Origin of the sequence: Pontibacter kalidii, from assembly GCF_026278245.1 — a bacterium.
Taxonomy (GTDB): Bacteria; Bacteroidota; Bacteroidia; order Cytophagales; family Hymenobacteraceae; genus Pontibacter; species Pontibacter kalidii.
On the sequence record NZ_CP111079.1, the window covers coordinates 2,864,168 to 2,890,290 of the forward strand.

Sequence of the window (26,123 nt, forward strand, 5' to 3'; positions counted from 1 at the left end):
AACGGAGGATCGCTGCCAGGCCGATGAAAAAAGAGGATGGCCATTCCATAAATCCTATCCCTGCATCCACTTTTCCGTAAAAGCATACACGAACTAAAACTGTGACACTATCGCCTCTGCCAAACATATAGCTAAAATAGCCCTGAAGGTCATCCTCTGGCCGCTGGCCATTATCGTAGGCCTGCTCCTTCTGATCATCATCGCCCTTCAGTTTCAGGGGGTGCAGAACTTCCTGGCCAGGCAGGGCGAGAACTACCTGCAGAACACCCTGGGCACAGAGGTGAAGATTGGCGGCTTCACCACGGACTGGCGCAACGCACTGGTACTGAAAGACGTGTATGTAGAGGACCCGCAGCAGGACACGCTCTGGTACTCCGAGCGCCTCGGCGTGGACATGGCCATCCTTTCGCTCTTAAAGGGTGAGGTGAATATCAGCAAGGTGGACCTGGACAACGCCACCCTCAAGCTCCACATCCGCGAGGACAGCACCACCAACTTCAACTTCATCATGGAGGCCTTCGCCACCGACACCGCTGCCGCACAACCCGCCGATACCACCGCCACGGCCTTGCAGCTAACGCTGGGCACTATCAACCTGGATAATGTGTATGTCGTGTTTCGGGATGATGCCGGCGGCAACTACATCAAAACACGCGTGGGCGAGCTCACCACCACCATGGAAGAGCTGAACCTGGAGGAGCAGCGCTACCTGGTGGATGAGGTGCGCCTGGCCGATACCTGGGTAGCCTACGAACAGACCAAGCTCCCCCCTCCCGACAGCTCCGCTTACGAACCTCTGGAGATGGACTTCGGTCTGAACCGCTTGGCCTTGGAGAACATCCGCCTCAGCTACCTGAGCCACCCGGCAGAGCAGCGCATCGAGCTGGCGCTTGGAGAGTCCGAAGTAGTATCAGACAACATAGACCTGCAGAATGCCCGTGTGGAGCTGAAAAGCTTTGCCCTGCACAACACGGACCTGAAGTATGTGCAGGAAAAGTATAAACCTGCCGACTCGCTGGCCGTGAACCCGGAGCGCACTGTGAAAGAACTGGACAAGTCGGTGGAGCAGGCGCAGGGGCAGCCGGTAAACTGGGTGGTAACCCTGGGCGACCTGGATGTGTCGGACCTGGACGTGGCCTTTGATAACTTCAATGCTCCGCGGCAACCGCGCGGTATGGACTACGACCACCTGAAGTTCACCGACATTCTTATGGATGCGCAGGACATTAGCTACAGCCTGAGCCGCACGGAGGCCACCCTGAACCAACTGACACTGCAGGAGCAGAGCGGCTTTGCGCTGCAAAACTTTGAGGCCGATATCATCTTCGACTCCACGCACACCAGCCTTACGGACCTCGACCTTAGAACCGGCCACAGCCATCTGCAGAACAAAATGGCCATGACCTACCCTTCGCTGGAGGCGCTTGCTAACAACCCGGAGCAGTTGGGGCTGGACATAGACATCAACAACAGTTACATCGGGATGCAGGATGTACTATACTTTATGCCGGACATGGCTGAGAACCCATCCTTCAGAAGTATAGCCAACTCCAACATCAAGGTTACGGCACGGGCTGAGGGGCCTATGGAAAACCTGCGCGTGCAGACGCTGCAACTGGCAGGCCTGCGCGATACCCGGGTAGATGTGAGCGGCACCGTGCGCAATGCCATGGATCCGGATAACTTATACTTAGACTTGGACATAGACCGCTTTACCACCACCCGCACCGATGTGCAGGCACTGGTGCCTGCGGGTACCATTCCGCCTGATTTCCGGCTGCCGTCCCAGATGAGCATGACGGGCAACTACAAAGGCTCCCTCACCAGCTTCGACGCCAACGCCAACCTGCGCACCTCTTTTGGCAATGTGGTGGCCAACGTGGACATGGGTGCTAACGAGCGCTTTACGGCCACTGTACGTAGCGGCGGCTTTGACTTGAACCAGCTGCTGGTAGATAGCCTGGGCCTTGGGAAGGTAGCCCTGGAGGCCCAGGCCAGCGGCACCGGCCTTACGCCGGAAACCATGCGCGCCAACGTAAAGGCGAACATAAAGCTCTTCGACTATGGCAACTATAGTTATAAGGACATCGACCTGACCGCCAATATAGACCGCAACCTTTACACCGTCCGGGCCACCGCCAACGACGAAAATTTGGCCTTTAACCTGGATGGCAAGTTTAACCTGCGCGACACAGAGAAGCCTGCCTATACGTTCGACCTTGATCTGGACCGGGCCAACCTGCATGCGTTAAACCTGTACCCCGAGCCGCTGGCGGTGCAGGGGCAGCTGCAGGGGGATTTTACGGGTGCCGATGCCAGCACCTTGAGCGGCCGCCTGGAGGCCCAGGAACTGCGCATAGCCCACAACGGCAGCACTTTCCCGATCGACACCCTGCTGCTGACGCTGCAGCAAACCGGAGAGGCCGCCGAGGTAGTGGTGCAGTCTGATGTGGTGGATGCGGACATGAAGTTTCAGAACACGCTGGCTACGCTGCCAACAGCCCTGCAGAAGCACTTCTCCAATTACCTGGACCTGCAACCCGATCCGCCCTACCCTGCCAACCTGAACCTGGGCGATTTTACCGCCACCATCAACCTGAAGCAAACCGGCCTTATCACCGCTTTTGTGCCTGGCCTGGAGCAGCTGCAGCCAGCCACGCCCATCACAGCGAGCTATAACGGCGACAACCAGCAGTTGGAGCTGGATGGCCGCATCAGCCGGATCGTGTACACCGATTACACTTTACAGAACCTGGACCTGGCAGTGAACGGCGACAGAAACCAACTGGCCTATGAGCTGAACCTGCAGCGGCTACTCTCCCCTTCCCTGAACATGGACAACATCTCCCTGGACGGTGCCGCCCGCGATAATGAACTTGCCGTGCGTTTGGCTATTGCCGGTGACAGCCTGCAGCAGGGGGAACGCTTTGTGGTGGGTGGCGTAGTCAGCAGCCTTGGCCGCGGCTACCGCTTCGTCTTTAACCCCGACCAGTTGGTGATAAACGGCGACAAGTGGACTGTGTCGGAGGACAACTTCCTGCAGTTCGACACAGACCTGCTTTACGCCAACAACATCCGGCTGCAGCACAGCAACCAGGGAATTCTCTTAAACAGCACCGGCCCGGTAGCACCCAACGCCCCGTTGGAGGCAAGCTTCGACAACTTGGACATCGCCTACATCATGCGCACCTTTCAGGCCCCTGAGGACAGCCTGATCGCAGGCACGATAAACGGCACGGCCACCATCCGGAACATGCTGGCGGGGAACCTGGCGTTCACCTCCGACCTTACTATCACGGAGTTTGCCTACGAGGGCGTGCCGGTGGGCGACCTGGCCCTGAATGCCAGCAGCGGCAGCGGCGGCCGTTACAACGTGGATGCCCGCCTAACCGGGAACAACAACCAGGTGGTGGTAAACGGCTATATGGAGCCACAGGCAGATGCCACACTCCTGAACATGACCGCAAGTATAGACCAGCTCAACATGGCCTCGCTGGAGGGTTTCATGGCAGGCATGGTGGACCAACTGGATGGCAGCGCCACCGGCGACCTGCGCATTACCGGCACCCTGGCCCAGCCCGATATACTTGGCCAGCTGAACTTTAACCAGGCCCAGTTTAACATTACCATGCTGGGTTCGCTGTTCACGCTGCAAAACGAGCGGCTGGAGTTCAACGAGCAGGGCATCCGCTTCCCTAACTTCACCATCACCGACTCTCTGGGCAACGACCTGATCGTTAACGGGAACATCCTTACCCAGACCTACACCGACTTCGAACTTGCCCTGGACGTGAACACCAAGCGCTTCCTGGCCCTGAACTCCACCGCCCAGGACAACAGCCTCTTCTACGGCACCGTGTACGTGGGTGCCGATGCCGCCATTACCGGAAGCATGATGCTGCCGGTAATAAGGGTGAAGGCGCGCGTGCTGGATGGCTCTGACTTTACCACCGTTATACCTGCCGATGAGGTGGGCGCAGCCGAACGGGAGGGCATTGTGGAATTCGTGAACCTGAACCCCGAGATGACGCGCATCATCACCGAGCAGCAAGGCGACACCGCGGAGGTAACCGGCTTTGTGGGCGCTGATGTGGAAGCGGAGCTGACGGTGACCGATGCGACCGCGATCACGATCATCATAGACCCTACCACGGGCGATAATCTCACGGTGCGGGGCTCCGCCGATCCGCTGTTCATCGGGATGCGGCCGAGCGGCGAGATCAACATGTCGGGGCGCTTTACGGTGAAGGAAGGAAAGTATAGCATGGATTTCTATGACCTGGCTTCCCGTGAGCTTGAAATCGTGGAAGGCAGCTACATCAACTGGACGGGCGACCCGCTGCTGGCCACCATGGACATCACCGCCATCTACAACGTGGAAGCAGCGCCGCAGGAACTCGTTTCAACACAGATCGGCGAATACGAAGACCCCGCGCTTAGAAACCAGGTGCCTTTCGAAGTGCATGTGTTTGTGCGAGGCGAGCTGCTGACCCCGGAAATCAGTTTTGACATACAAGTGCCGGAGGAAGAGCGTGGCAGCGTGCCAGCCATTGTCACAACCAGCCTCGGGAACCTGCGCCAGGATGAGTCGGAGCTGAACAAGCAGGTGTTCTCGCTACTGGTGCTGAACCGTTTCATGGCCCCAGACCCGCTCACCAGCTCCGGCGGCGGCTTTGAGTCCACGGCGCGCAACAGCCTGGGGCAGGTAATGACGGACCAGCTCAACCAGCTCACCAACCGCTACGCCGGCGGCCTGGGCCTGGAGCTGGGCGTGGACTCTTACCAGGATTACTCCTCCGGCTCGGCCGAGGGCCGCACCGACCTGAACGTGGCCATGCGCCAGCAGTTCCTCAACGACAGGCTCACCGTACGGGTGGGCACCGACATCGGTCTGGAGGGGGGCAGCCAGACGAACCAGACCATGAGCGGCTTTGGCGGCGACATCTCTGTGGAGTACTCCCTGACCGAGGACGGCAGGCTGCGGGTGCGCGCCTTCCAGCGCAACCAGTATGAGGGCGTGATTGAGGGCGGCGACGTACGGGCCACGGGCCTGGCGCTGATCTTCGTGCGCGAGTACAACAACTTCTCCGACCTGTTCCGCGACCTGGAGAGCCGGCGCAGAAAAGACGAGGAGCGCAGGCTGGAGGCGGCCAAGAAAATAAGGGAGGAGGAAAAAGAACTAGAGGCAGAACTTAAGGAAGAAGGTACAAAATAAAATTATGCTAAAAACTTACCCCCGGCTCAGGATGAAACACGCCTGCACGTTACCCCTGCTGCTGGTCTGGCTGCTGCTGGCCGGCTGCAGCGTTACCAAGACCGTGCCTGAGGACGATGCGCTGTTCACCGGGTTTAGTGTGAAGGTAAAAGGGGAGAACGACAGCAGCAACCGCAGCGCTGACCTGGAGACCGAGCTAAGCGCCACCGTGCGCCCTGAGCCCAACACCTCTATACTTGGCCTGCGCCCTAAGCTGGCCATTTACAACGCCTTTTATACCGAGAAGGAGAAAGGCCTGAAGCACTGGATTATGACCAAGCTGGGAGAGCCGCCGGTGCTTATCTCGCAGGTGGATACCGGCAGCGTGAGCCAGGTCATGAGCAACCGCCTGCACAACCGGGGCTACTTTAACAACACCGTAGGCAGCACCACGGAGGTGGACACAACCAAGAAGAAAGCCACCATCACCTGGACGGCCCGGGTGGGAGAACCATACCGCCTGCGCAATATAAAGTATACTTTGAGCGACTCGCTGCAGGTGCACGAGGCGATACAACAGACGCGGGAAGCCTCCTTGCTGAAGTCTGGGGAGCCCTATGACCTGAGCGTGATGACCGATGAGCGCCTCCGGATCGACACCGAGCTCAAGAACAAAGGCTACTACTACTTCAGCCCCGACCTGCTTATTTTCAGCGCAGACACCACCGTCGGCGACAGGCAGGTGGATGTGCTGATGCGGATAAAAAACATCGCCCCGTCGCAGGCGCTGCAGCCCTACGCCCTGGACGATATCTTTATCTTCGCCAACTACTCGCTCGGCGACAGCCTAGCGGTGCGCGACACCATTGACTTCCAGGGCTACCACTATATCCCGAACGAGGAGCACATGAAGGCGCGCCACCTGTTGGATGGGGTTTTCCTGGAGCAGGACAGCCTGTATACCCGCGAGAACCACCTGCTGACCATCAAGCGCCTTTCGGGCCTGGCAGCCTACAAATTCGTGAATATCGACTATGAGCCGGATACGACAAACAGCGACAAGCTGGATGCCTTTATATTCCTTACCCCTGCACTAAAAAAATCGCTGCGGGCGGAGGCGCAGATGGTCACCAAGTCGAACAACTTTGCCGGGCCGGGTCTTAAGGTGTCCTTCCAAAACCGGAACACCTTCCGGGGCTCCGAGGTGTTGAGCGTGGATTTCACCGGCAGCTTCGAGTCGCAGGTGGGCGGCCGTGGCACGGGAGAGGCGCCCGAGGGCGTGGAGGCCCCCGCGAAAAGCGGCATCCCCTCCTACGAGCTGGGCGTGCAAACCACGCTGGCCATACCCAGGATCGTATCGCCCTTTAACCTGCGCAACCTACGCACCGAGTATGTGCCGCAAACTCGCATCGGCCTTGGCTTTAACTTCCTGAGCCGAGCAGACTTTTATCAACTCAACTCCTACAACGCCACCTACGGCTATACCTGGCGGCCCAAAGAAACGCTGACCTTCGATGCCACCCCTATCAACCTGCAGTATGTGCGCCTGGCAGATACGACTGAGATATTTGGTGCGCTGCTGGCAAGAAACCCCTACCTGCGAAGTAGCTTTGAGAACCAGTTTATCGTGGGCGGCATTTACCAGATGACCTACACCAACCAGATGGATAAAGACCGCACCAGCAACATCTTCGACAGGATTACACTTGACATGTCAGGCAACGTAGTGAGCGGGTTTCAGTCGCTGTTGGGTAAGCCCAAGCCAACCGCGGAAGAGCCACGGGTGCTGTACAAAGACCGCTTTGCGCAGTATGTGTTGGTGGATAACGACTTCCGCCATTACCTGAACCTGGGCACCGAGAGCCAGCTGGTGTGGCGCCTGGCAACGGGCGTGGGGTACTCTTACGGCAACTCCAGAACCATGCCCTACGTGAAGCAGTTCTCCATCGGCGGGCCTAACAGCGTCAGGGCCTTCCGGGCACGTAGCGTTGGCCCGGGCACCTATAACATTCCAGATACTCTTGCCTTCTCTTATTTTGATCAGGTGGGGGACATACGCCTGGAGACCAACTTGGAGTACCGCTTCCCGATTGCCGGGTTCTTTAAAGGCGCTGTCTTTGCCGATGCCGGTAACATCTGGAACCTGCGGGAAACCGATAAGGACGGAGCTAAGTTTGAAGCCAAGGACTTTCTGAGCGAGCTGGCGGTGGGCACCGGCGTGGGGCTGCGCATCGACGTGGAGTTCTTCGTGATCCGCCTGGACCTGGGGATACCGGTACGGGTGCCTTTCCTACCCAAGGGGGAGCGCTTCGTGCTAGACGAGTTCGATGGCAGCTTTAGCGGCGACTACGGTATGGTGCTTAACATCGCTATCGGCTATCCGTTCTAATTTTGAATGAGAGAAAGAGTGATTGAGTGAATTCTTTTATACTTACACTCATCCACTCAATCACTCATTCTCTCATTCTCTCATTCTCTCATTGATATACGCCACTATCTCCTGCCAGTGCTGTGGGTGAAACCAGGTATACTCCTCCGGATTTTTGCTGAACCACGTGAGCTGGCGCTTGGCATAGCGGCGGCTGTTGCGCTTGAGCAGGCGCACGGCCTCGTCCCAATCATACTTGCCCTCCAGGAAGTCGAAGATCTCTTTGTAGCCCACGGTTTGCAGGGCATTGTGCTGGCGGTACGGGTACAGGCGCTCCGCCTCTTCCGGCAGCCCCTGCGCCAGCATCAGGTCCATGCGCTGGTCTATGCGGCTGTAAAGTTCGGCACGGTCACGGTTCAGGGCTATTTTGATGCTGTTGAAGGGCCGCTCCTGCTGTCCGCTCTTCCGGAATGAGGAGTATGGTTGGCCGCTGCTCAGGCATACCTCCAGCGCCCGCACCACCCGCTGCGGGTTAGCCTTATCCACCTGCTCAAAGTAGAAAGAGTCCAGCTGCTGCAGCTTATCAAGTAACGGCTGCAGCCCCTTCTGCTCGTACTGCTCCCTTAGCTGCTCCCGCACCGCAGGGTCCGTTTCCGGCATCTGGTCCATCCCCTCCAGCACCGCCCGCACATACAGCCCCGAGCCGCCCGTCAGGATCACCACGTCATGCTTTTGAAACAGCCGCTCCAGCAGTGCCAGCGCCTCCTGCTCAAAGGCACCGGCACTGTACTCCTCGGTTATACTATGCGAATCCACGAAATGGTGTTTTACCCCCTGCTGCTCCCCGGGCGTAGGCTTGGCCGTGCCGATACTCATTTCCCTGTAAAACTGCCGGGAATCAGCTGAGATGATCTCCGTTCTATAGTGCTTGGCCAGTTGCACGCACAGGTCCGTTTTGCCCACCGCCGTGGGTCCTACCACCACTACCAGGTGCTTCTGCTGCTTGTTTATACTCTTCATGCGTTCCGTAAAGCTACCGGCCACCTTTTCCCACTAAATCATACTTGTAAAACTATCGCCCACATTGTCTGCAAAATGCACAAACTACAGCAGCGGTTTGTTATACTTCGGAAGAGCGGTGGCCATCAAAGCAATTTTTTGCTAAATTATCGCTTTATTTATAAAATTAGCATAGCCTTCGCGTCTGGCCCAGTGTCATTCGTATGCTGTCATACTTACTACTAGAAACAAACTAATCATGCCCCATACTTTAAACCAGCAACCTGACGAGAAATCTGTACTAGCGGCCTCTAACCTGCTGCAGGTGCTGGTGCAGCTCGCCAAGCCAACGCATGGCGTAGTAGTGGCCCAGCCGAATGGCCAGGTGCTGGCTGCCAACGCACAAACCAGCAACTATAGGCCCAGTGATTCTGACTTCAGCACTACCCGCAGCCTGCGTAGCCTGCTTGGCATTTCGCCGGAGCAGTTTAACGGGCTGCTGGAGGAGTTGCAGCTGCAGCGAAAGCTGACCGGTTTCGTGGATGCGGAGGAGGGCGGCGAGGATAAACACTGCGGCTCCTTTACCTATAGCTGCCGCATGGTGCACTTCCAGGGCGAAACGTTTGTGTGCGTGGAGCTGGCTAATGTCGGGCAGGCCACCGCCCTGCTCCCTTACGATGGCGACAGTTACCATGATGTATTTGAGGAGAACTCAGAGCCCATGTTCCTCCTCGACTGCGACGGGAATTTCATTGACATCAACCAGACGGCCCTCCAGCTGGTGCGGCAGACCAAGGAGCAACTGACGGGCAAATCTATTTTCCGGGCGTTTAAACTGAATTTATTTGAGCGGGTGGCCCTGAGGGGGCAACTGAAGCAGGCGCTGGAGGAAGGCAAGCAGAAGTTTGAGTGGTGGCTGCACGAAGACAACCACAACCTGCTGCCCATCGAGATTACGCTGCAGCGGGGCAAGTTTAAGACGCAGGATATCCTCTACGGATCAGTAAAAAACCTCAACGAGGTAATCGAGACCGAGCAGGATGTGCGCTTCCGGAACCACCAGCTCGAGTTTGTGAACCAGCTTATCACCAACCTGTCCTCCTCGGACAGCCAGCACGACATCCTGCACAACACGCTGGATGAGCTGCTGGATAAAAGCGATGTGAAGGGCGGCTGCGTGTATACGCTTAACTCCCTCGAAAACAGGGTGGCCCGGCTTTCTTATTCGGCCGGCGAGGTGGGAGAGCCCGTGTTGCCAGAGGAGTTGCATCTTACGCAGGAGCAGCTTCAGCAGTTGGGATCTGAACACAAGCGCTCCGCGGCAGTCAGCCTGCAGGAGCAGCTGCAAAACAGGTTTCACCGCACGCTCACCCTTGTGCCAATCTTCTCGGAAACGAAGGTGCTGGCCCTGATCCTGATCTGGCCAAACAGCGAGCCCCGTGTGACACCGTCCTTCCTCTCGTTGCTGGACTTTATCGGCGGCGCCATTGGCAACTACATTGAACGGCACCGGCTGCAGCAGCAACTCATCCACACCGAGGACAAGTATAAACTGCTATTTGAGGCTTCCTATGATGCCATCCTTCTTTTCAAGGACGGGGCAGTGATTGAGTGCAACGACAAAGCCATTGAGTTTTTCCGCTGCACCCGCGAGGACCTGGTGGGCAAAACACCGATGGACTTTTCTCCTGAGTTCCAGCCCGATGGGGAGCGGTCGTCGGAGAAGACAGCGCGCATCATGCGGGAGGTGCTGGAGACAGGCCGCTCCGCTACCATCGAGTGGAAGAACCGCCGCAAGGATGGCACCCTCTTCGATGCCGAGCTTACCGTTACCCGCCTCATCCTAGACGGGGAAGCTTACATCCAGGTGTTTAAACGCGACATCACCCAGCATAAGCTGACCCAGCAGACAAAGCGCCAGGAGGAGGTGCTGCACGAGTCGATGAACCAGTTCCGCAGCTTCCTGGACAAAGTAAACCTGATTTACTACAGCCTCGACACCAAGGGAAACATTGCCTTTGCCAACGATTTCTTCCTGAAGTACGTGGAGTATACCGAGGAAGAGCTGATAGGCCAGAACTTCTACGAACTGCTGGTGCCAAAGCTGGAGCGCGCGCAGCGCCTGCAGGACTATAGGAAAGCGCTGGAGACGAAGCAGCTCAGCTCTTACTACGAGCGCGACGTACTGACAAAGTCGGGTCAGCTGAAGACCATCCGCTGGAACAGCATGTTCGAGTATAGCCCCGAAGGGCAGGTTACCGGCATCACCAGCGTGGGCAAGGACATGACCGACAAGCGCATCGCCATGGAGGCCCTGAAAGACAACAAGATCCGCCTGCAGGACCTCTTCGACAATGCCCATGACCTTATCCAGAATATCTCGGTCGATAACAAGTTCATTTTTGTAAACAAGGCCTGGAAAGACCGCCTCGGCTACACCGACCACGATATTGAGTCGCTCACACTCAACGACATTGTGCACCCCTACTACAAGGCCAAGCTGATCTACCAGCTGCGCAACCTCTACAAGGGCGAGAATGTGAACAAGATCGAGACTGTGTTCCTGACCAAGGCGGGTAAGCCGGTGCACCTGATCGGAAGTATCACCTGCAGCTGGCAGGATAGCCGCCCCGTGGCCACCCGCGCCATCCTGCACGACATCACAGACCGAATCAAGGCCGAGCGGCTGCAGAAAGTATACTACAGTATCGCCAACCTGGCCATCAGCAGTAAAGACCTGAACTCGCTCTACTCGGCCATTCACCGCGAGCTGAGCAAGATCATCGAGACGCGCAACATCTACATCGCCCTGTGCGATAACGAGCACAGGCACCTCAGCTTTGTTTACCTGGTAGACCAGTTTGTGGATAAAGCCTCTAAGACCCAGACCAGGCGTCCGTTCTCGCAGGGGCTGTCGGAGTACATCATTGCTACCGGCAAGCCGCTATACATGCAGAAACAGGAACTGCTGGAGCTGGCGGACCGCGAAGCGCTTACCCTCTTTGGGGCAGTGCCCGAGGTGATACTTTGCTCTCCGCTGGCCATTGGCGACCGTATCATCGGTGTTATTACGCTGCAGGACTACCAGAACCCGGACGCCTACGTGAGCACCGATATCGAGATCCTGCACTTTATCTCGAACCAGGTTGCCCTGGCCATCGAGCGCAAGCGCAACGAGGAGCAGATAAACACCCAGAACGCCAGGCTCAACGCTATTTTCGAGTCGGGCACGCACCACATGTGGTCCATCAACCGCAACTATGAGCTTACCTCGTTTAACCGCAACTTTGCCCAGGCCTTCTCCGACCGAAGCGGCTATGAGCTGAGCCCATTTATCCGCATCGATAATGACTCCATGGTGCATGAAAACTCTTATGCGTACTGGGAGGATAAGTATAAACAGGTATTTGCAGGCCATCCGCAGCACTTCGAGATTGAGCTGGAGCACGGGAAAAGCTGGCGCGAAGTATACCTGCACCCCATCTACATGGAGGATGGCTCGTTTGAGGAGATTTCCGGCATAGCCCTGGACATTACGGACAAGAAGAAATCGGAACTGGCCTTGGCGGAGAGCGAGGAGAAATTCCGCAATATCTTTGAGTCGTTCCAGGACGTGTACTATCGTACCGACCTGTCCGGAAACCTCTTGCTTGTCAGCCCATCCGTGACACAACTGCTTGGCTATAACGAGCAAGAGGCGCTTGGCAAGAAAACAACGGACTTCTATGCAAACTCTGAAGACCGGACCCGCCTTATTAATAAGGTGTTGGAGCAGCAAAACGTGCGGGATATAGAGGTAGAGATGATTTGTAAGGATGGCAGCCATAAAACGGTCGTGCTTGATGCCAGGCTGGTATACGATGATGCTGGTGAGCCTATGGGTCTGGAAGGTGTGATCCGCGATGTTTCTGAGCTGAAGCGCACACAGATCGCCCTGCTGCGCGCCAAGGAGGAGGCCGAGAACCTGCTGAAAGTGAAGACCCAGTTCCTGGCCAACATGAGCCATGAGTTGCGCACGCCGATGAACGGCATCATCGGCATGATTGATTTGATGAGCCAGATAAACACTGACCCGGAGCAGCGCGAGTACATCGATACGCTGCGCAAGTCTTCGGACGCGCTGCTGGCCATTCTAAACGACATCCTGGACCTGAGCAAGATACAGGCCGGCAAGCTGGTGCTGCACGAGAGCGGCGTGGACCTGCACGAAACGCTGGGCAAGATACACTCCCTGTTCGTGAACCGGGCACAGCAGAAAGACCTCCAATTTACCTATACCATCGACCCCGAGGTGCCGCGCCACATTGTAACAGACGAGACAAGGCTGCTGCAGGTGCTCTCGAACCTTACCTCCAACGCCATCAAGTTTACCAATGCCGGTGATGTGAGTATACATGTGGGCGCCAGCAAGCTGGATAAAGAGTACTATAGGCTGCAGGTGCGGGTGAAAGACTCCGGTATCGGCATTACGCCGGAAGACCAGAAGCTGCTGTTCACCGATTTTACCCAGCTCGACAACTCCTCCACCAAGACCTTTGGCGGCACCGGCCTTGGCCTGGCCATCTCCAAGCAGCTTACCCACCTGCTGGGCGGCGATATTGGTGTGGAGTCCGTTATCGGGGATGGCAGTGTGTTCTGGTTCAACATTAAGGTGCGCGTAGCCAGCGCGGCCGAGGTAAAGGAGCAGCAGCTACGCCAGCAACAGCAGCATCAGGAGGTGGGCTCGCTGGAGTTTACCCCATACGTGCTGCTGGTGGATGATAACCAGATAAACCAAAAAGTGGCCCAGAAACAGCTCGAGCGCCTCGGTTGTGTAACCGACATCGCCTCCAATGGCTTCGAGGCCATCGACTACGCCACCAGTAACAGGTATGACATCATCTTTATGGATATCCAGATGCCGGAGATGGACGGTGTAACGGCCACCAGGCATATCAAGGAGAAACTGGGTGCCGGCTGTCCTCCTATCATCGCCATGACGGCCTACTCGATGAAGGATGATGCCGAGAAGTTCATGAACCAGGGCATGGACGACTACGTTTCCAAGCCGGTGAAAAGCTCTGACCTGCACGCCATGATCAGCAAATGGGAAAGCAACGCCTGGGAGCCGGCGGTGGAGGAAACCGCGGCCGCAGAAAGTGAACCTGAAAACCAGGAGCCGATCATTGATCTGGCTGTGGTGGAGCAGCTGAAAGAAATAGGCGGAGAGGATTTTACCAAGCAATTATATTCCGAGTTTGAGGAAGAAGCCGCCGGATTGATAGAGGAAGCCAAAAAAGAACTGGATGTACAACATTACAAAGGGATTTTAAGTACATTGCATCAACTTAAGGGTACCGGCTTCACACTTGGCATAAATCCGCTGGCAGAGCTTGCCAAGCAATTGGAACACGACATTAAGCATGACAACCTGGAGCAGGTCGACGAGAACTTCTCCAGATTACAGACGCAGTACGAAAACTATAAAAGAACTTATAAGGACATTATATTCAGTTAGACAATGGCAGAAAGCAAAACTATTTTGATCGCTGAGGACAGCTCCGTTATCCTGAACCTAACTAAGAAGATCCTGGAACTGCAGAACTACAAGATCCTGACTGCCAAGAACGGCGGAGAGGTGCTCAAGCAGGTAGAATCCAACAAGATCGACGCCATCCTGATGGACCTGAACATTCCGGTGAAAAACGGCATGGACTGCACCAAGGAAATTCGCGCCAGCAAAGACCCTGAAATTGCCACTATTCCAATCATCGCGGTAACAGGCAACGCCAACAACTACAGCATGGAAGACTTTAAGGCCGTGGGCATTAACGACTACCTGCCTAAGCCACTGGACTTTGACATGCTGGTGGAAACAGTTAAGAAGTATACAGTAAAGTAAATGCAGCTTAAGTACACGCGGCCATTCTTAAACAAGCTGGAGGATATTTTTGCAGAGTCGGATTTTGTGCTGCGCTACGAGAAAGGCAACTTTAAAGCCGGCTACTGTGTGCTGAAAGACATGAAGGTGGCGGTAGTGAACAAATACTACAGCCTGGAGGGGAAGATCAACTGCCTTTACGATATCCTTCGCACTATTTCTGTGGATGAGAGCCGCCTGAGCGATAAAACCAGGCAGCTGTACCACGAAATCCGAAACGGGGAGAACGCCAATTGAAAATAACATTACTAGGCACGGGCACCTCGCAGGGCGTACCAGTTATCGGGTGCAACTGCGAGGTTTGCCGTTCTGTGGATTACCGTGACCAGCGCCTGCGGGTATCGGTGCACCTGCAGGTCGATGGCAAGAGCATCATCATCGACTCGGGCCCCGACTTCCGGCAGCAGGTACTGCGTGAGCGCGTTAAAACGCTCGACGCCCTGGTGTTTACGCACGAGCACAAGGACCACACCGCCGGCCTCGACGACATCCGTGCCTACAACTTCTTGCAGCACAAAGACATCCCCCTGTACGCCGAGGAGCGCGTACTGGAGCAGCTGAAGCGGGAGTTCTCCTACATTTTCTCCGACTACAAGTATCCCGGCATCCCGCAGGTAGAGCTGCGCCCTATTGGCCTGGAGCCGTTTGAGGTAGAGGGTGTGCCCTTTATACCTATCCGGGTGATGCACTACAAGCTACCCGTGCTAGGCTTCCGCATCAGCGATTTCACCTACATCACCGACGCCAACCGAATCTCCGAGAAAGAGAAAGAAAAGGTGCGCGGCTCCAAAGTAGTGGTGCTGAACGCCCTGCGCCACGAGCACCATATCTCGCATTTCTCCCTGAAAGAGGCAGTTGCCCTGCTGGAAGACCTGCAACCGGAACAGGCATACCTCACCCACATCAGCCACCTGATGGGCCTGCACCGCGAGGTGGAGCTCCAGCTACCCGATTTCATACGCCTCGGCTACGACGGGCTTCAGTTTGAAATATAATCTTTTGGCGTATCACGTATCAGATATCACGTAACACGACTTTAGCTATATATTGACTTAGTTTAGTCGTGTAAATTTAAAAAAATCGTGATACATGTGTCGTGATACCTGATACGCATAAACGCCCCTACAACCATGCACCTGAACTTCTACTTCTTACGGCAACTGGCGCAGGCACTGAAGCCTAAACTTACAGGCATGCAGGCGGTCACGGCTTTCAGTCAGAACAAGGATGAGCTGATACTTGGTTTTGCCCGTGCGCAGGAGGAGCTCTATATCCGGGCGCAGCTTGGCTCCCAGTTTACCTCCCTCTCCTTCCCTACCGGGCTGAGGAGGGCGCGTGCCAACACGGTGGAGCTGATGCAACAGCTGCAGGGGCAAATGGTAGAGGATGTGGTACAGCACCAGAACGAACGGAGCTTTTACTTTATACTTTCGGGAGGATACCTGCTGCTGTTCAAGCTCTTCGGCAACCGCTCCAACATTATACTTTACCAGGGCGAAGAGGCAGTGGAGCTATTCCAGAACAAGTTTGCCGCCGACGCCGACCTGAACCCGCTGCAGATGGACCGCCCGCTGCAGCAGAACCTAGCCGCCTTTGCCGCCGCCAACGGCAACCTGCGCAAGGTATACCCTACCTTCGGGGAGCTTCCGGTTTTATACCTGGAGGAGCGCGGTTACAGCCACGCTACCCTGGAGGAGAAGTGGGAGCTGGTGCAAAGTATGCTGGAGGTGCTGGAAGCGCCGGAGGAATACCATATCATCCGTTTGCAAGGCAAGCTGCGCCTTTCGCTGCTACCCCTCGGCCAGGTACTTCATACCTACCAAAGCCCTCTGGATGCGGCCGACCACTTTACCCGTCTCTACTTGTCAGAGACAGGCTTTGAACGACAGTATGAGCAGGCAAAGCAACAACTGGAGCGCAAGCGGCATGTTACGAAAACAGTGATGGAGCAGAGCGAGCAGAAGCTGCAGGAGCTGCGGCACGACCGCTCCTACTCCCAGACCGCCGACGTGATCATGGCCAACCTCACCAACATTCCGTCGCGCAGCACCAAGGTGGAGCTGTATGACTTTTACACCGACCAGACCCGCACCTACAGGCTGAAGCAGCATGAAACACCGCAGAAGTTCGCCGAGCGCCTCTACCGCAAGGCTAAGAACCAGCACGTGGAGGTAAAGCAGCTGGAAGAGAAGGTTGAACGCAAGCTGGAAGAACTCATCGTGCTGGAGGATGCGCTGCAGGCGCTGGCAGCGGTGGAGAACTACAAGGAGCTGAAAGCATACTTACGGGAGTATACCCATCTGCTTGGCAGTAAACAGCAGGAGCAGGTACAAATACCGTTCAGGGTATTCGAGAGCGAAGGCTACAAGATTCTGGTAGGCAAGAGCTCCCAGAATAACGATCAGCTCACCCAGCGCCATACTTATAAAGAGGATATGTGGCTGCATGCCAAGGATGTGTCCGGCTCGCATGTAGTGATCAAGCACCAGGCCGGCAAAACCATCCCCTCCACCGTGCTGGAGAAAGCGGCGCAGCTGGCGGCTTACTATAGCAAGCGCAAAACCGACTCGTTGTGCCCGGTTATCTACACTCCTAAGAAATGGGTGCGCAAACCCAAGGGCTCCCCTCCCGGCTCTGTGGTGGTGGAGCGCGAGAAAGTGCTGCTGGTAAAGCCGGAGAATCCATTTGCGAAAGTATAAAAGTATGGCAGGCTAAGCTTTTTATACTTCCCTGCCGCAAGCGTCCGCTTGTGCCTTCGCTTAGCCGCTGCCTCCCGTAACTGGACACAAGCTATACTTTAAAATTACAGCTGATCCTCTAGTTCCTCCGCTGGCGCGAGTTTGCAACTTGTGTCCTGCTATGGTGTCGGGTTTGTAACCCGACTGGCTCGGAGAGTTATGCTTCATACTTCGGCTATACTTGACTAGCCGCTGCTTCCTTCAGCGTGAACTAAGCTATACTTGTTAGCTGCCGTTCACCCTCTGACTTACAAACCAACTTGTTCCATTTATACTTTCCGCTCTCCAGCCCGAGAGGGCTCGTCCTGGGGGTAGGCCCCCCGACAAAGGCATCGCGCTGTCTACATTTCCTTTGCTCCTGATGTCGCAATTTCGCTGAAGCGAAACCAGAAATCTAGAAGGCGCTCAATCCAAGGACTGGGTATCATTCGATAGCTGCAGCTATGCAACTTGAACCAAGTCCCCCTTGGAAGGGGGCAGGGGGATGACCCTGATTAGCCCAAACCATGAAGCTTGTACTTCTGAAATCGCAACCATCCCTGCCCCTCCTTAGACAAGAAGGGGCAGGGATGGTTGGACCAGGTATGATGAACCTTTGCTTTGTATGCCTACACCCCCAGCTTCCGCAGGGCCAGCAGGCTTAAGGCAATGGAGCCTGCCACATTTACCTTACCGCTCAGGATCATACTTTCTACCTCCTGTAGCGGCACCTTCAATACTTCGATATGCTCGCTTACGTCCAGGTCCTGCTCGGCTATTTTGTGGGCGTTGCGGGCAAGGAAGTAATAAATTCGGTTGGTGTCTTTGGTGGGATTGTCGATTACCTCCAGCAGCGGCTCCATCTCCTCAGAAGTATAACCGGTTTCCTCCAACAGCTCGCGGCGGGCGGCTTCCAGCGGATTATTCTCGTGCTCATCTATCACTCCCCCGGGCAGCTCAATAAAAATATCACCGGCTGCGTGTTTATACTGCCGCACGAAAATCACGTGCCCATCCTCCGTCACCGGAAACACCAGTACCACATTCGGGCGCACACTCACGTAGTAATCATCCATCACGTGGCCATTAGGCAGTTCCACCTCATCGCGGCGCAGCTTGTACCACTTCTCATCCACCACCATGTCAGATTTCAGGATCTTCCAGGGCTGCGGGGCATTGCTCTTATCACTCATACATGCAAGTTATACTTTCTCAGCGTAAAAAAGCCACGCAAGAAGCATGGCGGAAGTTTATACTTTGTGGTGCTCCTGCCCCTACTCCTGCTTTCCGTTCTGCCGCACCATATACTCGTTTTTGCCGGACACTTTTTGCTGGACCGCCTCCTGCCAATCCTGGCCAGTGGCGGAGAGATACTCCGATTCGTTCCATTGCTGCTGCTGCTTCATTTGTTCATCTACTTCCAGCATGTAGAGTTCGTGGCCTGGCTGTTCCTTCAGCCTGAATCCGCAGGAACGCATCATGGCCAGGATGGCGGCATGGTTGGGCGCCCACCAGTTGGTCATATCACCGGCCATGCGCTTCTCAATAAAGGCCATCTTGGGCCAGCCCTCCTCCAGCATGCGCTGGCGGTCGTTTATCTCGAAATCGTCCGGCACGTCGGCCACCTCTTTTCCCGGCATGGTTAAGGTCTGGAACACCATCTGCCCACGGCATTTCTTAGAGAGGATATCCAGCGAGAGCAGCGGGTAGCGCAGGTGGTAGAGTACGCCCATGTACCAGATCAGGTCGAATTGCCTGTCGAGGCGGGCCACATCGTAAACCTGCATCTGCCGGAGCTCAATCTTATCCTCCAATCCGAACTGCTTTGCCGCCCACTCCGCCTGCCGCAGGTAGTGTGGGTCCACATCGATTCCCAGCACATTGGCACCGCGCTTGGCCAGTTCTATACTATAAAACCCCGCGTTGCAGCCAATATCCAGTACTTCCCATCCTGACAAGTCCTCCGGAATGTAGGGCTCCAGCTCCCGCCACTTAAAGCGGGGGAAATCTCCTAAAAAATGATCCGGAGCAGTTTGCGCTCCGTTTGGCAGGTGCAGGTTATGGAACCAGGGGCCCATCGCTTCTATCTCCAACATATAGCAATTCTTGATTTAATGTATGAGATAGCTTACGCAGGTGCAGCAGCTATTGATACATAAACGCAAAGCTGCCGCCCCCGGCACAGTCCGGAGGCGGCAGCTTTTATACGTTGTTCCTACCTTGTGCTATACTTCCTGGCTTACCTCGGAGTTGGCAAAGGGATTTTCCAGTGTCATCAGTTCTTCGGCGTAGCTGATCAGTTCCTGTGCCCTGTGGGCAGCGGTATGGTGCGCCATCACCTTTCTGCGCGCGCGCTCGCCAATCAGTTTCCGCTCCGACTTGCAGATCTCGCGCAGATACCTGAGCGTGTCTTTGGTGTCTTTCGCGATTAAAATCTCCTTGCCGGGCTCCAGGATCGTCTCCAGGCCTTCCCAATAATCGGAGATGATCGGGGTGCTGCAGGCCGCTGCTTCAAACAGGCGTACGCTTGGCGCGTAACCTGCCTTGATCATGTCGGCGCGGGTGATATTTAAGGTGAAACGCTGGCTGTTGTAAAAGTTACGGTGCTCGGCGGGCGGCAGGTGCTGGATCAGCTGCACGTTTTGGGGCCACTTTATACTTGCCGGGTACTGCGGACCAGCCACAACAAACCTGCCGTCCGGCCACTGCCGCGCTGCCTCCAGCATCAGCTTATCGAGCGGCGGCTGGCGGTCGTCGGAATAGGTACCCAGGTAGCCCAGGTCCCATTTTGCCTCCATCAGCTCCGGGAAGTATAAGCTCGGGTCGAAAGAGCAGTAAAGCGCGCGTGCCATCGGCGAGCCATACTTTTGCTCCAACAGACTTAGGGTTGGCCCTCCGGTAAAAGACAAGTATAGATCATACTTCGGGATGAGGTTCGGGTGCAGGTACTCGTAATCTTCGCGCTCCAGTTTAGCCAGTGTTACCGGCGTATCAATATCATAAAAAGCCTTGATGCCGCGGGCAGTCTTTACCACCCATTCCCCTACCGGCACACCCTCCGGCACATAGGAGCCCACGATCACCATATCGGCCTGGCGCACCTCCTCCGTAAAACGGTTTCTCAGATCATCCACTGATTTGTAGAGCTCCGTGCGGCAGTACTCCGGGTTGGGCAAATCGCGGTTGCCGGCATACCAAGGCACATCCCGCTCTAAAAAAGTAACCTGATGGCCCTGCTTGTGTAGCTCTCTTACCAAACCTCTGAACGTGGTGGCATGGCCGTTGCCCCAGCTGGAGGTGATGGATAAGCCAAGAATTACGATATTCATACGAATGCTTTGTTTGTAGATTTAACTTTCGCGTACAGCAATTGTTCCAGTTGCTCTGCGCGGTGATGGTACGTATGCGCAGCCAGTACTTTCTTATACGCAGCTTCTCCTATTCTCTTTGCCTTTTCTTCGGATAAAGAAGCCATAATTTTAGCTATTTCCGCCCCGTCCCTGGCTACCAATATTTCCTTTCCGGGTTCGAAGAAAAAGTCGATGCCCTCCCAGTAGTCGGTGATGATACAGACGCCAGCCCCGGCTGCCTCAAACACGCGCGTGGCTGGCGAGAAACCGTAGCGGGCCATGCTCTCGCGGCTGATGTTGAGCACGGCCTTTGGCGTGCAGTTAAAGGCGTTGTGGTCTTTGGTGTACACGTGGCCCACGTAGTGCACGTTATCCGGCATCTGCTTATCGCCCCAGCCGCTGCCCCCGATGATGAACTTCTTGCGGAGCTCCAGCGCCGCCGGCTTAAGGAAAAACTCCTCCACGCGGGCTTCGCGGTCGGGCAGGCGGTTGCCTAGGAAAGCCAGATCGCAGGCAAAGCGCGTGTCAGGTTCCACGGGGAAGTGGGTGGCGGTGTCTAAGGCGTTGTAGATCGGTACGCATTTTTTCGCGCCCAGTGCCTCATAGGCATTTACCACCGGGTCGCCGCCGCCGTAGGTCAGCACCATATCGTACTGCGGAATCAGCTGCAGCAACTGGTCTTCGGGGTTGTTGTGCACGCGGTCCAAAGTGGCTGGGGCATCCACATCCCAGAACACCACCAGGCGCTCTTCGGTTTGCAGCTTCAGCACCTCGCGCTCCAGCAGCTCATCGAACACGCCCACACCGCTGGCTTTTACCACCATGTCGGCCTGCTGGGCATCTTCTAAGCATTCATACACTGCCTCCTCGGTCGCCTCATACACCACCACCTTTGCCCAGTCCGGGTCGTCCATGTCACGGTTCTGCTGGCGCTCGTAGGCATCGGGCTCATAAAAGGTAACGTGGTGGCCGCGCTCGCTCAGGGCTCTTACGATCCCTCTGTAATAGGTAGCGGCGCCGTTCCAATAAGCAGATACCAGGCTGGAGCCGAAAAAAGCGATCTTCAATTTCTTATTCTTCATCTAGAATTTGCTCTTTTGGGGTGATGTATACTTTTGACTCGGCTATGCCCAGCTCCTCACACACTCTCTCCAGCTCATTTACACGGTGGGCACAGGTATGGCGGCTGCAGATGGTTTCCAGGCCACGGCCGGCTACTTCCTTTGCTTTCTCAGGATGGTTGATGATGGTTTGCAGGTGCTGCTTCATCTCCTCGCCGTTGCGGGCCACCAGGAAATCCTCTCCCGGCGTGAACAGGTTCTCGGCATCATCCCAAGGGGAAGAGATCAGCGGAATGCCGCAGGCCATCGCCTCGAACGGGCGGATGGTCGGGATGCCCGGCAGCGCCTCTACGTAAGGCCTTCGCGGCACATGCACCGTCACTTTATACTTGGCAAACTCCTCCGCGGCTTTGTAGTTCGGTAACCAGCCCCCGTAGGTTATGCCAGCATCGGCCAGTGCTTTGCGGGCATGCTCGGGGTAGCGCACGCCGTAGATCTTTGCCTTCAGCCCCAGCTCTTTTACCGGGTTTATCAGGAACTCGTGCAGCTCGGCCGTGCGCTCCTCATCGCCCCAGTTACCGATCCATACCAGGTCGCCTTCAAACTCCTTCCGCTCATGCGGGTAGAAAACGGAGGTATCGGCGGCTTCGTGCCAGGTCCAGGCTTTCTGGGTCCAGCCTTCCTGCAAGTATAAATCGCGGATCTTTTGCCCGAAAGCCAGCACGCCGTCATAGTGTGTCAGGTCATACTTGGCCATGCTTTCACGCGCTGTTACGGCGCGGTGGTGGGTGTCGTGGAACAGCAATTTATACTTGCCGCCGCCAGCACGGTGCGCGCCAATGCGCTTCACCAGTTCGTGCTCGTTCCACTCATGCACCAGCACCAGGTCAGGATTTGCTAGCACCTCATCCAGGTTTATACTTTCTAAAGTATAAAAGTTAGTGCTGATCCCAGGATAGTAGGTTTGCAGCTCGTCCAGCTTCTCCTTACCGTAGACCTCTACCAGGTTCTGCAGGCTCCAGCCATTTTCAGGCTCGTATACGGTTACCTGGTGCCCCCGCTCCTCCAGTTCCCGCACAATGCCCCGCAGAAAGTGCGCGTTGCCATGGTTCCAGTCAGAAAGTATAGAGTGGTAGAAAAGGGTGATGTTCATTTTGTTGTTGGTTATTCGTTGTTGGGTTGGTGAGTTTTGAGTGAGTGGATGAGTGAATCGTACATCTTCACTTCTGTCATCTTGTAAAGATCTTGGTGGCGAAGTATTAAAGCAGTTGCTACTGGCTAACAAGATCCTTTCAGGATGACATGGAAAGAATTCACTCATCCACTCAATCGCTCATTCACCATTTACACCGTCACGGTCTGTTTCAGCAGCTGGCGGTACACGTGGTCATAGTCCTGGCCCATGGGGTCGGCAGTGTAGCCGTGGGAGCGTTTCACGGCGCGGCAAGCCATGATGTTGCGACCGAACTCGTCCTCGATCAGGTGATTAATCGTGTCGCGCAGTTCGTCGGCATCGCCCGGGTTTACGTACTTGGCGGCATTGCCCCAAATCTCGGCCTGGCTGTCGGTCTTACCTACTACCAGTGCGCAACCCGACATGGCTGCTTCCAGAACGGTCAGTCCAAACGGCTCATACTTAGCTGGCAGCGCATAAATGGAGGCTCTGGAAAGCCAGTCTGATACCTCCTTCTCCGTCAGTTGGCCCAGAAAATGTACGTTCTCCAGTTGGACCTCCTTGCCGGTGGCCGGATGGCGGGCATCGCCGGCAATGTATACCGGCCACTGCAGGTCGGAGGCAATGTGCGCCAGCATCGAGATGTTCTTGGCCTCATCCCACACACGGCCCATGCTAAATACAAAAGGCTCTTTTTTACCGAATTGGAAAGTATGCTGGCCACGGCCGTTGTATACCACTGTGCTGTTCTGGAACGGCCCATACAAGGCTTCTGCCTGGTGCAGCATCGCCTGCGTGGGAGCTACCACCATCGTGGCATGCTGCAAGCCTTTTGTGATCATCTCCTTATATTTGTCCCACTCCTGTGGTACTTCCTCGTCTTTCACGGCTTTCCACCACGACAGCACGCAGGAATGCACCACCACCACCGTCGGCACGCCAAAGTCCAGCGCACCGTGCGCCATGCCATTCAGGTGCACCAGGTCAGGCTGTATCTCTTCTTTCAGCTTCAGCAGCCACTCACCGGCCTTTTCCACGTCTTCCCAGGGGCTATCCATCCACTCCAGCTTATACTCGCTCTCGTAGATGGTCAGGTTGTCGATGTCATCGGCCTGCACACGCTGTTCCTCCGAAAGGGGGGCTCCCATGGTAGCGAGCGAAACGTGCGTTTTAAATGGGGCCAGCGCCCGGATAAGCTCCAGCGCATACGTCCAGACACCGCCCACGGTGTCCGCAGTCATCAATATTTTTGAGGGATGGTTTGCTTCCATGTTCTCTTCTTATCTTCCGTAAATTTTATCTAATACCTCTGCTACTTTCACAAATTCCTCCGCCTCCTCGTTAAAGCCCTCGCCACTGGCCACGCGCTCTGCCCAGGCCACGCCGGCACGGCCCATCCAGTCGTCGGGTGGGGCGCAAAGCTGCTCGGTTTTAGTACCATGGTAGCGTTCAGCCACAAAGTCGTAGAAGGAACCGTTCACGTTCTTAAGGGCTACACCGCCATGGATGCCATAGAAAGTGGCGCTGATGATAGCCTCCTGGCCGGCGGGCAGGTTCCAGGAGCAGTTCAGCTGCACATGCGTATTGCCTTCCAGCTCGATGCTGGCAGCGGCATAATCCTCTACCTTGCCCTCCACCATGCTGATGGGTTTGCCTTTGGCATACAGGTGACTTTGTACGTGCTTTACCTTCGGGAAATTCATACTCCACAGCGCAAGGTCCACCAGGTGCACCCCCAGGTCTATCACGCAGCCGCCCCCAGACAGCTTTGGCTCGTAAAACCAGGCTTTATCGGGGCCATAGGCATTGTGAAATACTAACTCGATGGCATAAATCTGGCCTAACTCTCCGCTCTGCACTACCTTGTATACTTCCTGCATGGCCCTGGTGTAGCGGTACGACAGGTCCACGCCCAGTAGTTTATTGCTGTTGCGGGCAGCCTCTACCACACGCCTTGTCTCCTCCACGTTGCGGCCCAGTGGCTTCTGGCAGAAAACAGCCTTCCCCGCCTCCAGTGCCAGTGTGCTCTGCTCGGCATGGAAAGCGCTTGGCGTAGCGATCACGATGCCCTCCAGCTCCGGCTTGTGCAACATGGCCTCCAGGGAGGCCACCTGCTCTGCCTGCGGGGCACTCTTCAGGGCTTCTTCCGCATTTTGGGCTGCCGTGTCGGAAATGCAGGCAACCTCAGCAGCGCGGTGCCTGGCGATCACCTCCATGCGGTTACGGCCAATCCAGCCGACGCCTAAAAAGCCAAGTTTCGGTTTTGAATTAGGAGAAGAAGAAGATGCAGAAAGGGCTTCTGCCGTGTCAAGTACAGTTTCCGTCATATTTAAAAGGTTATCAGGGCTTTCACAAAACCTTCAGGGCGGCTTGTGAGGTTCTTGAATGCTATTGCTATGTTATCTAAAGTATACGCATGCGTGTAAAGCCTGTCAGGGTTCATACTGCCCTCTTCCACGGCCTTCACGGCTGCTTTTATACCTTTGATGTACTCTTTCGGATCGCGCTCATGCGCATTGATGACGTCGAGACCGCGCCAGTTCCAAAGTTGGATATTTACCTGACGCATGCCGTCCTGGTGAAAGCCGGCGATGATCAGTCTGCCACGCTCTGCGGTCAGTTCGCCAGCCAGATTCAGCGGCCACTCCTTTCCGGTGCACTCTAGTACGCGCTCGCAGAAGTTTCCGTTTGTCAGATCCTTAACTTTTTCTATAATTTTATAGTGATCATCCATTTTGATCACCTCATCGGCGCCGCACTCCCGGGCAACTTCCAGCGAGTACTCCCGCTGCGAGACGGCAATGACCCGCGCCCCCGCGTTTTTGGCCAGCTGCACCAGCAGCGCCCCCAGGAAACCGATGCCCAGTATGGCCACCGTCTGCCCCGCCTGAATCTCGCTTCGCTTAAAGATGTTCATAGCGCAACCCAGCGGCTCGCCTGGGAACGGCTTACCTGCCAGGCTCTCCGGCAGTTTCACCACCTTGTCGGCATCGGCCAGGTCGTACTCGGCATAGGCGTTATAAGACAGGGCTGCCACGCGGTCGCCGGGCTTTACGGCAGTTACGCCCTCCCCTACGGCATCTACCACACCCCAGCCTTCGTGGCCCGGGTTGCCGGCATCTACCGGGTAGCTGAACCACTCGCGGCCTTCCCACACAGGAATGTTGGAGGCGCAGAGGCCACAGCCCTGCAGACGTATGCGCACCTGCCCTGCCTGTGGCTCAGGCAGGGCGGTTTCTTCTACTTTTATACTTTGCGGCGATGCTACAACGGCCGCTTTCATGGTGGTAGCCCGGGTGTCGGCTCCCTGCTTCTGATCTGTTGTAAGGGTATCTTGCAT

The 26,123-nt window shown here is 55.9% G+C and carries 16 protein-coding genes; 7 read left to right on the forward strand and 9 right to left on the reverse strand.

What is annotated here, in order from left to right; all coding sequences use genetic code 11:
- The first annotated feature begins 151 nt into the window (after nucleotides 1–151).
- Together OH144_RS12075 and tamL are read left to right on the forward strand one after the other, a co-directional pair.
- A complete protein-coding gene (locus OH144_RS12075) occupies nucleotides 152–5,215 on the forward strand; it encodes a translocation/assembly module TamB domain-containing protein (protein ID WP_266206338.1) in 5,064 nt (1,687 codons plus the stop codon).
- Nucleotides 5,216–5,246: 31 nt separating this feature from the next.
- Nucleotides 5,247–7,583: a translocation and assembly module lipoprotein TamL gene (tamL, locus tag OH144_RS12080; protein ID WP_266202493.1), complete on the forward strand. Its 2,337-nt coding sequence runs from the start codon at nucleotides 5,247–5,249 to the stop codon at nucleotides 7,581–7,583.
- Between the two features lie 72 nt (nucleotides 7,584–7,655).
- Here tamL and miaA read toward each other — a convergent pair whose 3' ends face one another.
- Nucleotides 7,656–8,582 (reverse strand): tRNA (adenosine(37)-N6)-dimethylallyltransferase MiaA, encoded by a 927-nt coding sequence (gene miaA, locus OH144_RS12085; protein ID WP_266202494.1) that lies wholly within the window; start codon nucleotides 8,580–8,582, stop codon nucleotides 7,656–7,658.
- Nucleotides 8,583–8,820: 238 nt separating this feature from the next.
- Between miaA and OH144_RS12090 the strand changes: the two genes are divergently transcribed.
- The 5 genes from OH144_RS12090 (at nucleotide 8,821) to OH144_RS12110 (ending at nucleotide 17,180) form a co-directional block, all read left to right on the forward strand.
- Nucleotides 8,821–14,058, forward strand: coding sequence for a PAS domain S-box protein (locus OH144_RS12090; protein ID WP_266202495.1), 5,238 nt, complete (start codon nucleotides 8,821–8,823; stop codon nucleotides 14,056–14,058).
- Nucleotides 14,059–14,061: 3 nt separating this feature from the next.
- Nucleotides 14,062–14,442, forward strand: a complete 381-nt coding sequence (locus tag OH144_RS12095; RefSeq protein ID WP_266202496.1) for a response regulator — start codon at nucleotides 14,062–14,064, stop codon at nucleotides 14,440–14,442.
- A complete protein-coding gene (locus OH144_RS12100; protein ID WP_140621184.1) occupies nucleotides 14,443–14,718 on the forward strand; it encodes a hypothetical protein in 276 nt (91 codons plus the stop codon). It begins immediately after the preceding gene.
- On the forward strand, nucleotides 14,715–15,476 hold the full coding sequence (locus OH144_RS12105; RefSeq protein ID WP_266202497.1) for an MBL fold metallo-hydrolase: 762 nt from the start codon (nucleotides 14,715–14,717) through the stop codon (nucleotides 15,474–15,476). The genes OH144_RS12100 and OH144_RS12105 overlap by 4 nt, the downstream gene beginning before the upstream one ends.
- A 135-nt stretch (nucleotides 15,477–15,611) precedes the next feature.
- A complete protein-coding gene (locus OH144_RS12110) occupies nucleotides 15,612–17,180 on the forward strand; it encodes an NFACT RNA binding domain-containing protein (protein ID WP_266202498.1) in 1,569 nt (522 codons plus the stop codon).
- Nucleotides 17,181–17,827: 647 nt separating this feature from the next.
- Here OH144_RS12110 and OH144_RS12115 read toward each other — a convergent pair.
- The 8 genes from OH144_RS12115 to OH144_RS12150 form a co-directional block, all read right to left on the reverse strand.
- On the reverse strand, nucleotides 17,828–18,391 hold the full coding sequence (locus OH144_RS12115; RefSeq protein WP_266202499.1) for an NUDIX hydrolase: 564 nt from the start codon (nucleotides 18,389–18,391) through the stop codon (nucleotides 17,828–17,830).
- An 81-nt stretch (nucleotides 18,392–18,472) separates the two neighbouring features.
- Nucleotides 18,473–19,294: a TIGR04290 family methyltransferase gene (locus OH144_RS12120; RefSeq protein ID WP_266202501.1), complete on the reverse strand. Its 822-nt coding sequence runs from the start codon at nucleotides 19,292–19,294 to the stop codon at nucleotides 18,473–18,475.
- 129 nt (nucleotides 19,295–19,423) lie between these two features.
- On the reverse strand, nucleotides 19,424–20,527 hold the full coding sequence (locus OH144_RS12125; RefSeq protein ID WP_266202502.1) for a CgeB family protein: 1,104 nt from the start codon (nucleotides 20,525–20,527) through the stop codon (nucleotides 19,424–19,426).
- Complete coding sequence (locus tag OH144_RS12130; protein WP_266202503.1) at nucleotides 20,524–21,630, reverse strand: CgeB family protein; 1,107 nt, start codon at nucleotides 21,628–21,630, stop codon at nucleotides 20,524–20,526. The genes OH144_RS12125 and OH144_RS12130 overlap by 4 nt, the downstream gene beginning before the upstream one ends.
- A complete protein-coding gene (locus tag OH144_RS12135) occupies nucleotides 21,620–22,762 on the reverse strand; it encodes a CgeB family protein (RefSeq protein ID WP_266202504.1) in 1,143 nt (380 codons plus the stop codon). Before OH144_RS12135 ends, OH144_RS12130 begins: the two co-directional genes overlap by 11 nt.
- A gap of 191 nt (nucleotides 22,763–22,953) precedes the next feature.
- Complete coding sequence (locus tag OH144_RS12140) at nucleotides 22,954–24,054, reverse strand: glycosyltransferase family 4 protein (RefSeq protein ID WP_266202505.1); 1,101 nt, start codon at nucleotides 24,052–24,054, stop codon at nucleotides 22,954–22,956.
- Nucleotides 24,055–24,063: 9 nt separating this feature from the next.
- Nucleotides 24,064–25,110, reverse strand: a complete 1,047-nt coding sequence (locus OH144_RS12145; protein WP_266202506.1) for a Gfo/Idh/MocA family protein — start codon at nucleotides 25,108–25,110, stop codon at nucleotides 24,064–24,066.
- A gap of 2 nt (nucleotides 25,111–25,112) precedes the next feature.
- Nucleotides 25,113–26,123 (reverse strand): MDR/zinc-dependent alcohol dehydrogenase-like family protein, encoded by a 1,011-nt coding sequence (locus tag OH144_RS12150; RefSeq protein WP_266202507.1) that lies wholly within the window; start codon nucleotides 26,121–26,123, stop codon nucleotides 25,113–25,115.

Coding starts and splice junctions, on each gene's coding strand:
- tamL (WP_266202493.1), top strand. CDS start 5,247: ATGAAACACGCCTGCACGTTACCCCTGCTGCTGGTCTGGCTGCTGCTG.
- miaA (WP_266202494.1), bottom strand. CDS start 8,582: ATGAAGAGTATAAACAAGCAGCAGAAGCACCTGGTAGTGGTGGTAGGA.
- OH144_RS12090 (WP_266202495.1), top strand. CDS start 8,821: ATGCCCCATACTTTAAACCAGCAACCTGACGAGAAATCTGTACTAGCG.
- OH144_RS12095 (WP_266202496.1), top strand. CDS start 14,062: ATGGCAGAAAGCAAAACTATTTTGATCGCTGAGGACAGCTCCGTTATC.
- OH144_RS12100 (WP_140621184.1), top strand. CDS start 14,443: ATGCAGCTTAAGTACACGCGGCCATTCTTAAACAAGCTGGAGGATATT.
- OH144_RS12110 (WP_266202498.1), top strand. CDS start 15,612: ATGCACCTGAACTTCTACTTCTTACGGCAACTGGCGCAGGCACTGAAG.
- OH144_RS12115 (WP_266202499.1), bottom strand. CDS start 18,391: ATGAGTGATAAGAGCAATGCCCCGCAGCCCTGGAAGATCCTGAAATCT.
- OH144_RS12120 (WP_266202501.1), bottom strand. CDS start 19,294: ATGTTGGAGATAGAAGCGATGGGCCCCTGGTTCCATAACCTGCACCTG.
- OH144_RS12125 (WP_266202502.1), bottom strand. CDS start 20,527: ATGAATATCGTAATTCTTGGCTTATCCATCACCTCCAGCTGGGGCAAC.
- OH144_RS12130 (WP_266202503.1), bottom strand. CDS start 21,630: ATGAAGAATAAGAAATTGAAGATCGCTTTTTTCGGCTCCAGCCTGGTA.
- OH144_RS12135 (WP_266202504.1), bottom strand. CDS start 22,762: ATGAACATCACCCTTTTCTACCACTCTATACTTTCTGACTGGAACCAT.
- OH144_RS12140 (WP_266202505.1), bottom strand. CDS start 24,054: ATGGAAGCAAACCATCCCTCAAAAATATTGATGACTGCGGACACCGTG.
- OH144_RS12145 (WP_266202506.1), bottom strand. CDS start 25,110: ATGACGGAAACTGTACTTGACACGGCAGAAGCCCTTTCTGCATCTTCT.
- OH144_RS12150 (WP_266202507.1), bottom strand. CDS start 26,123: ATGCAAGATACCCTTACAACAGATCAGAAGCAGGGAGCCGACACCCGG.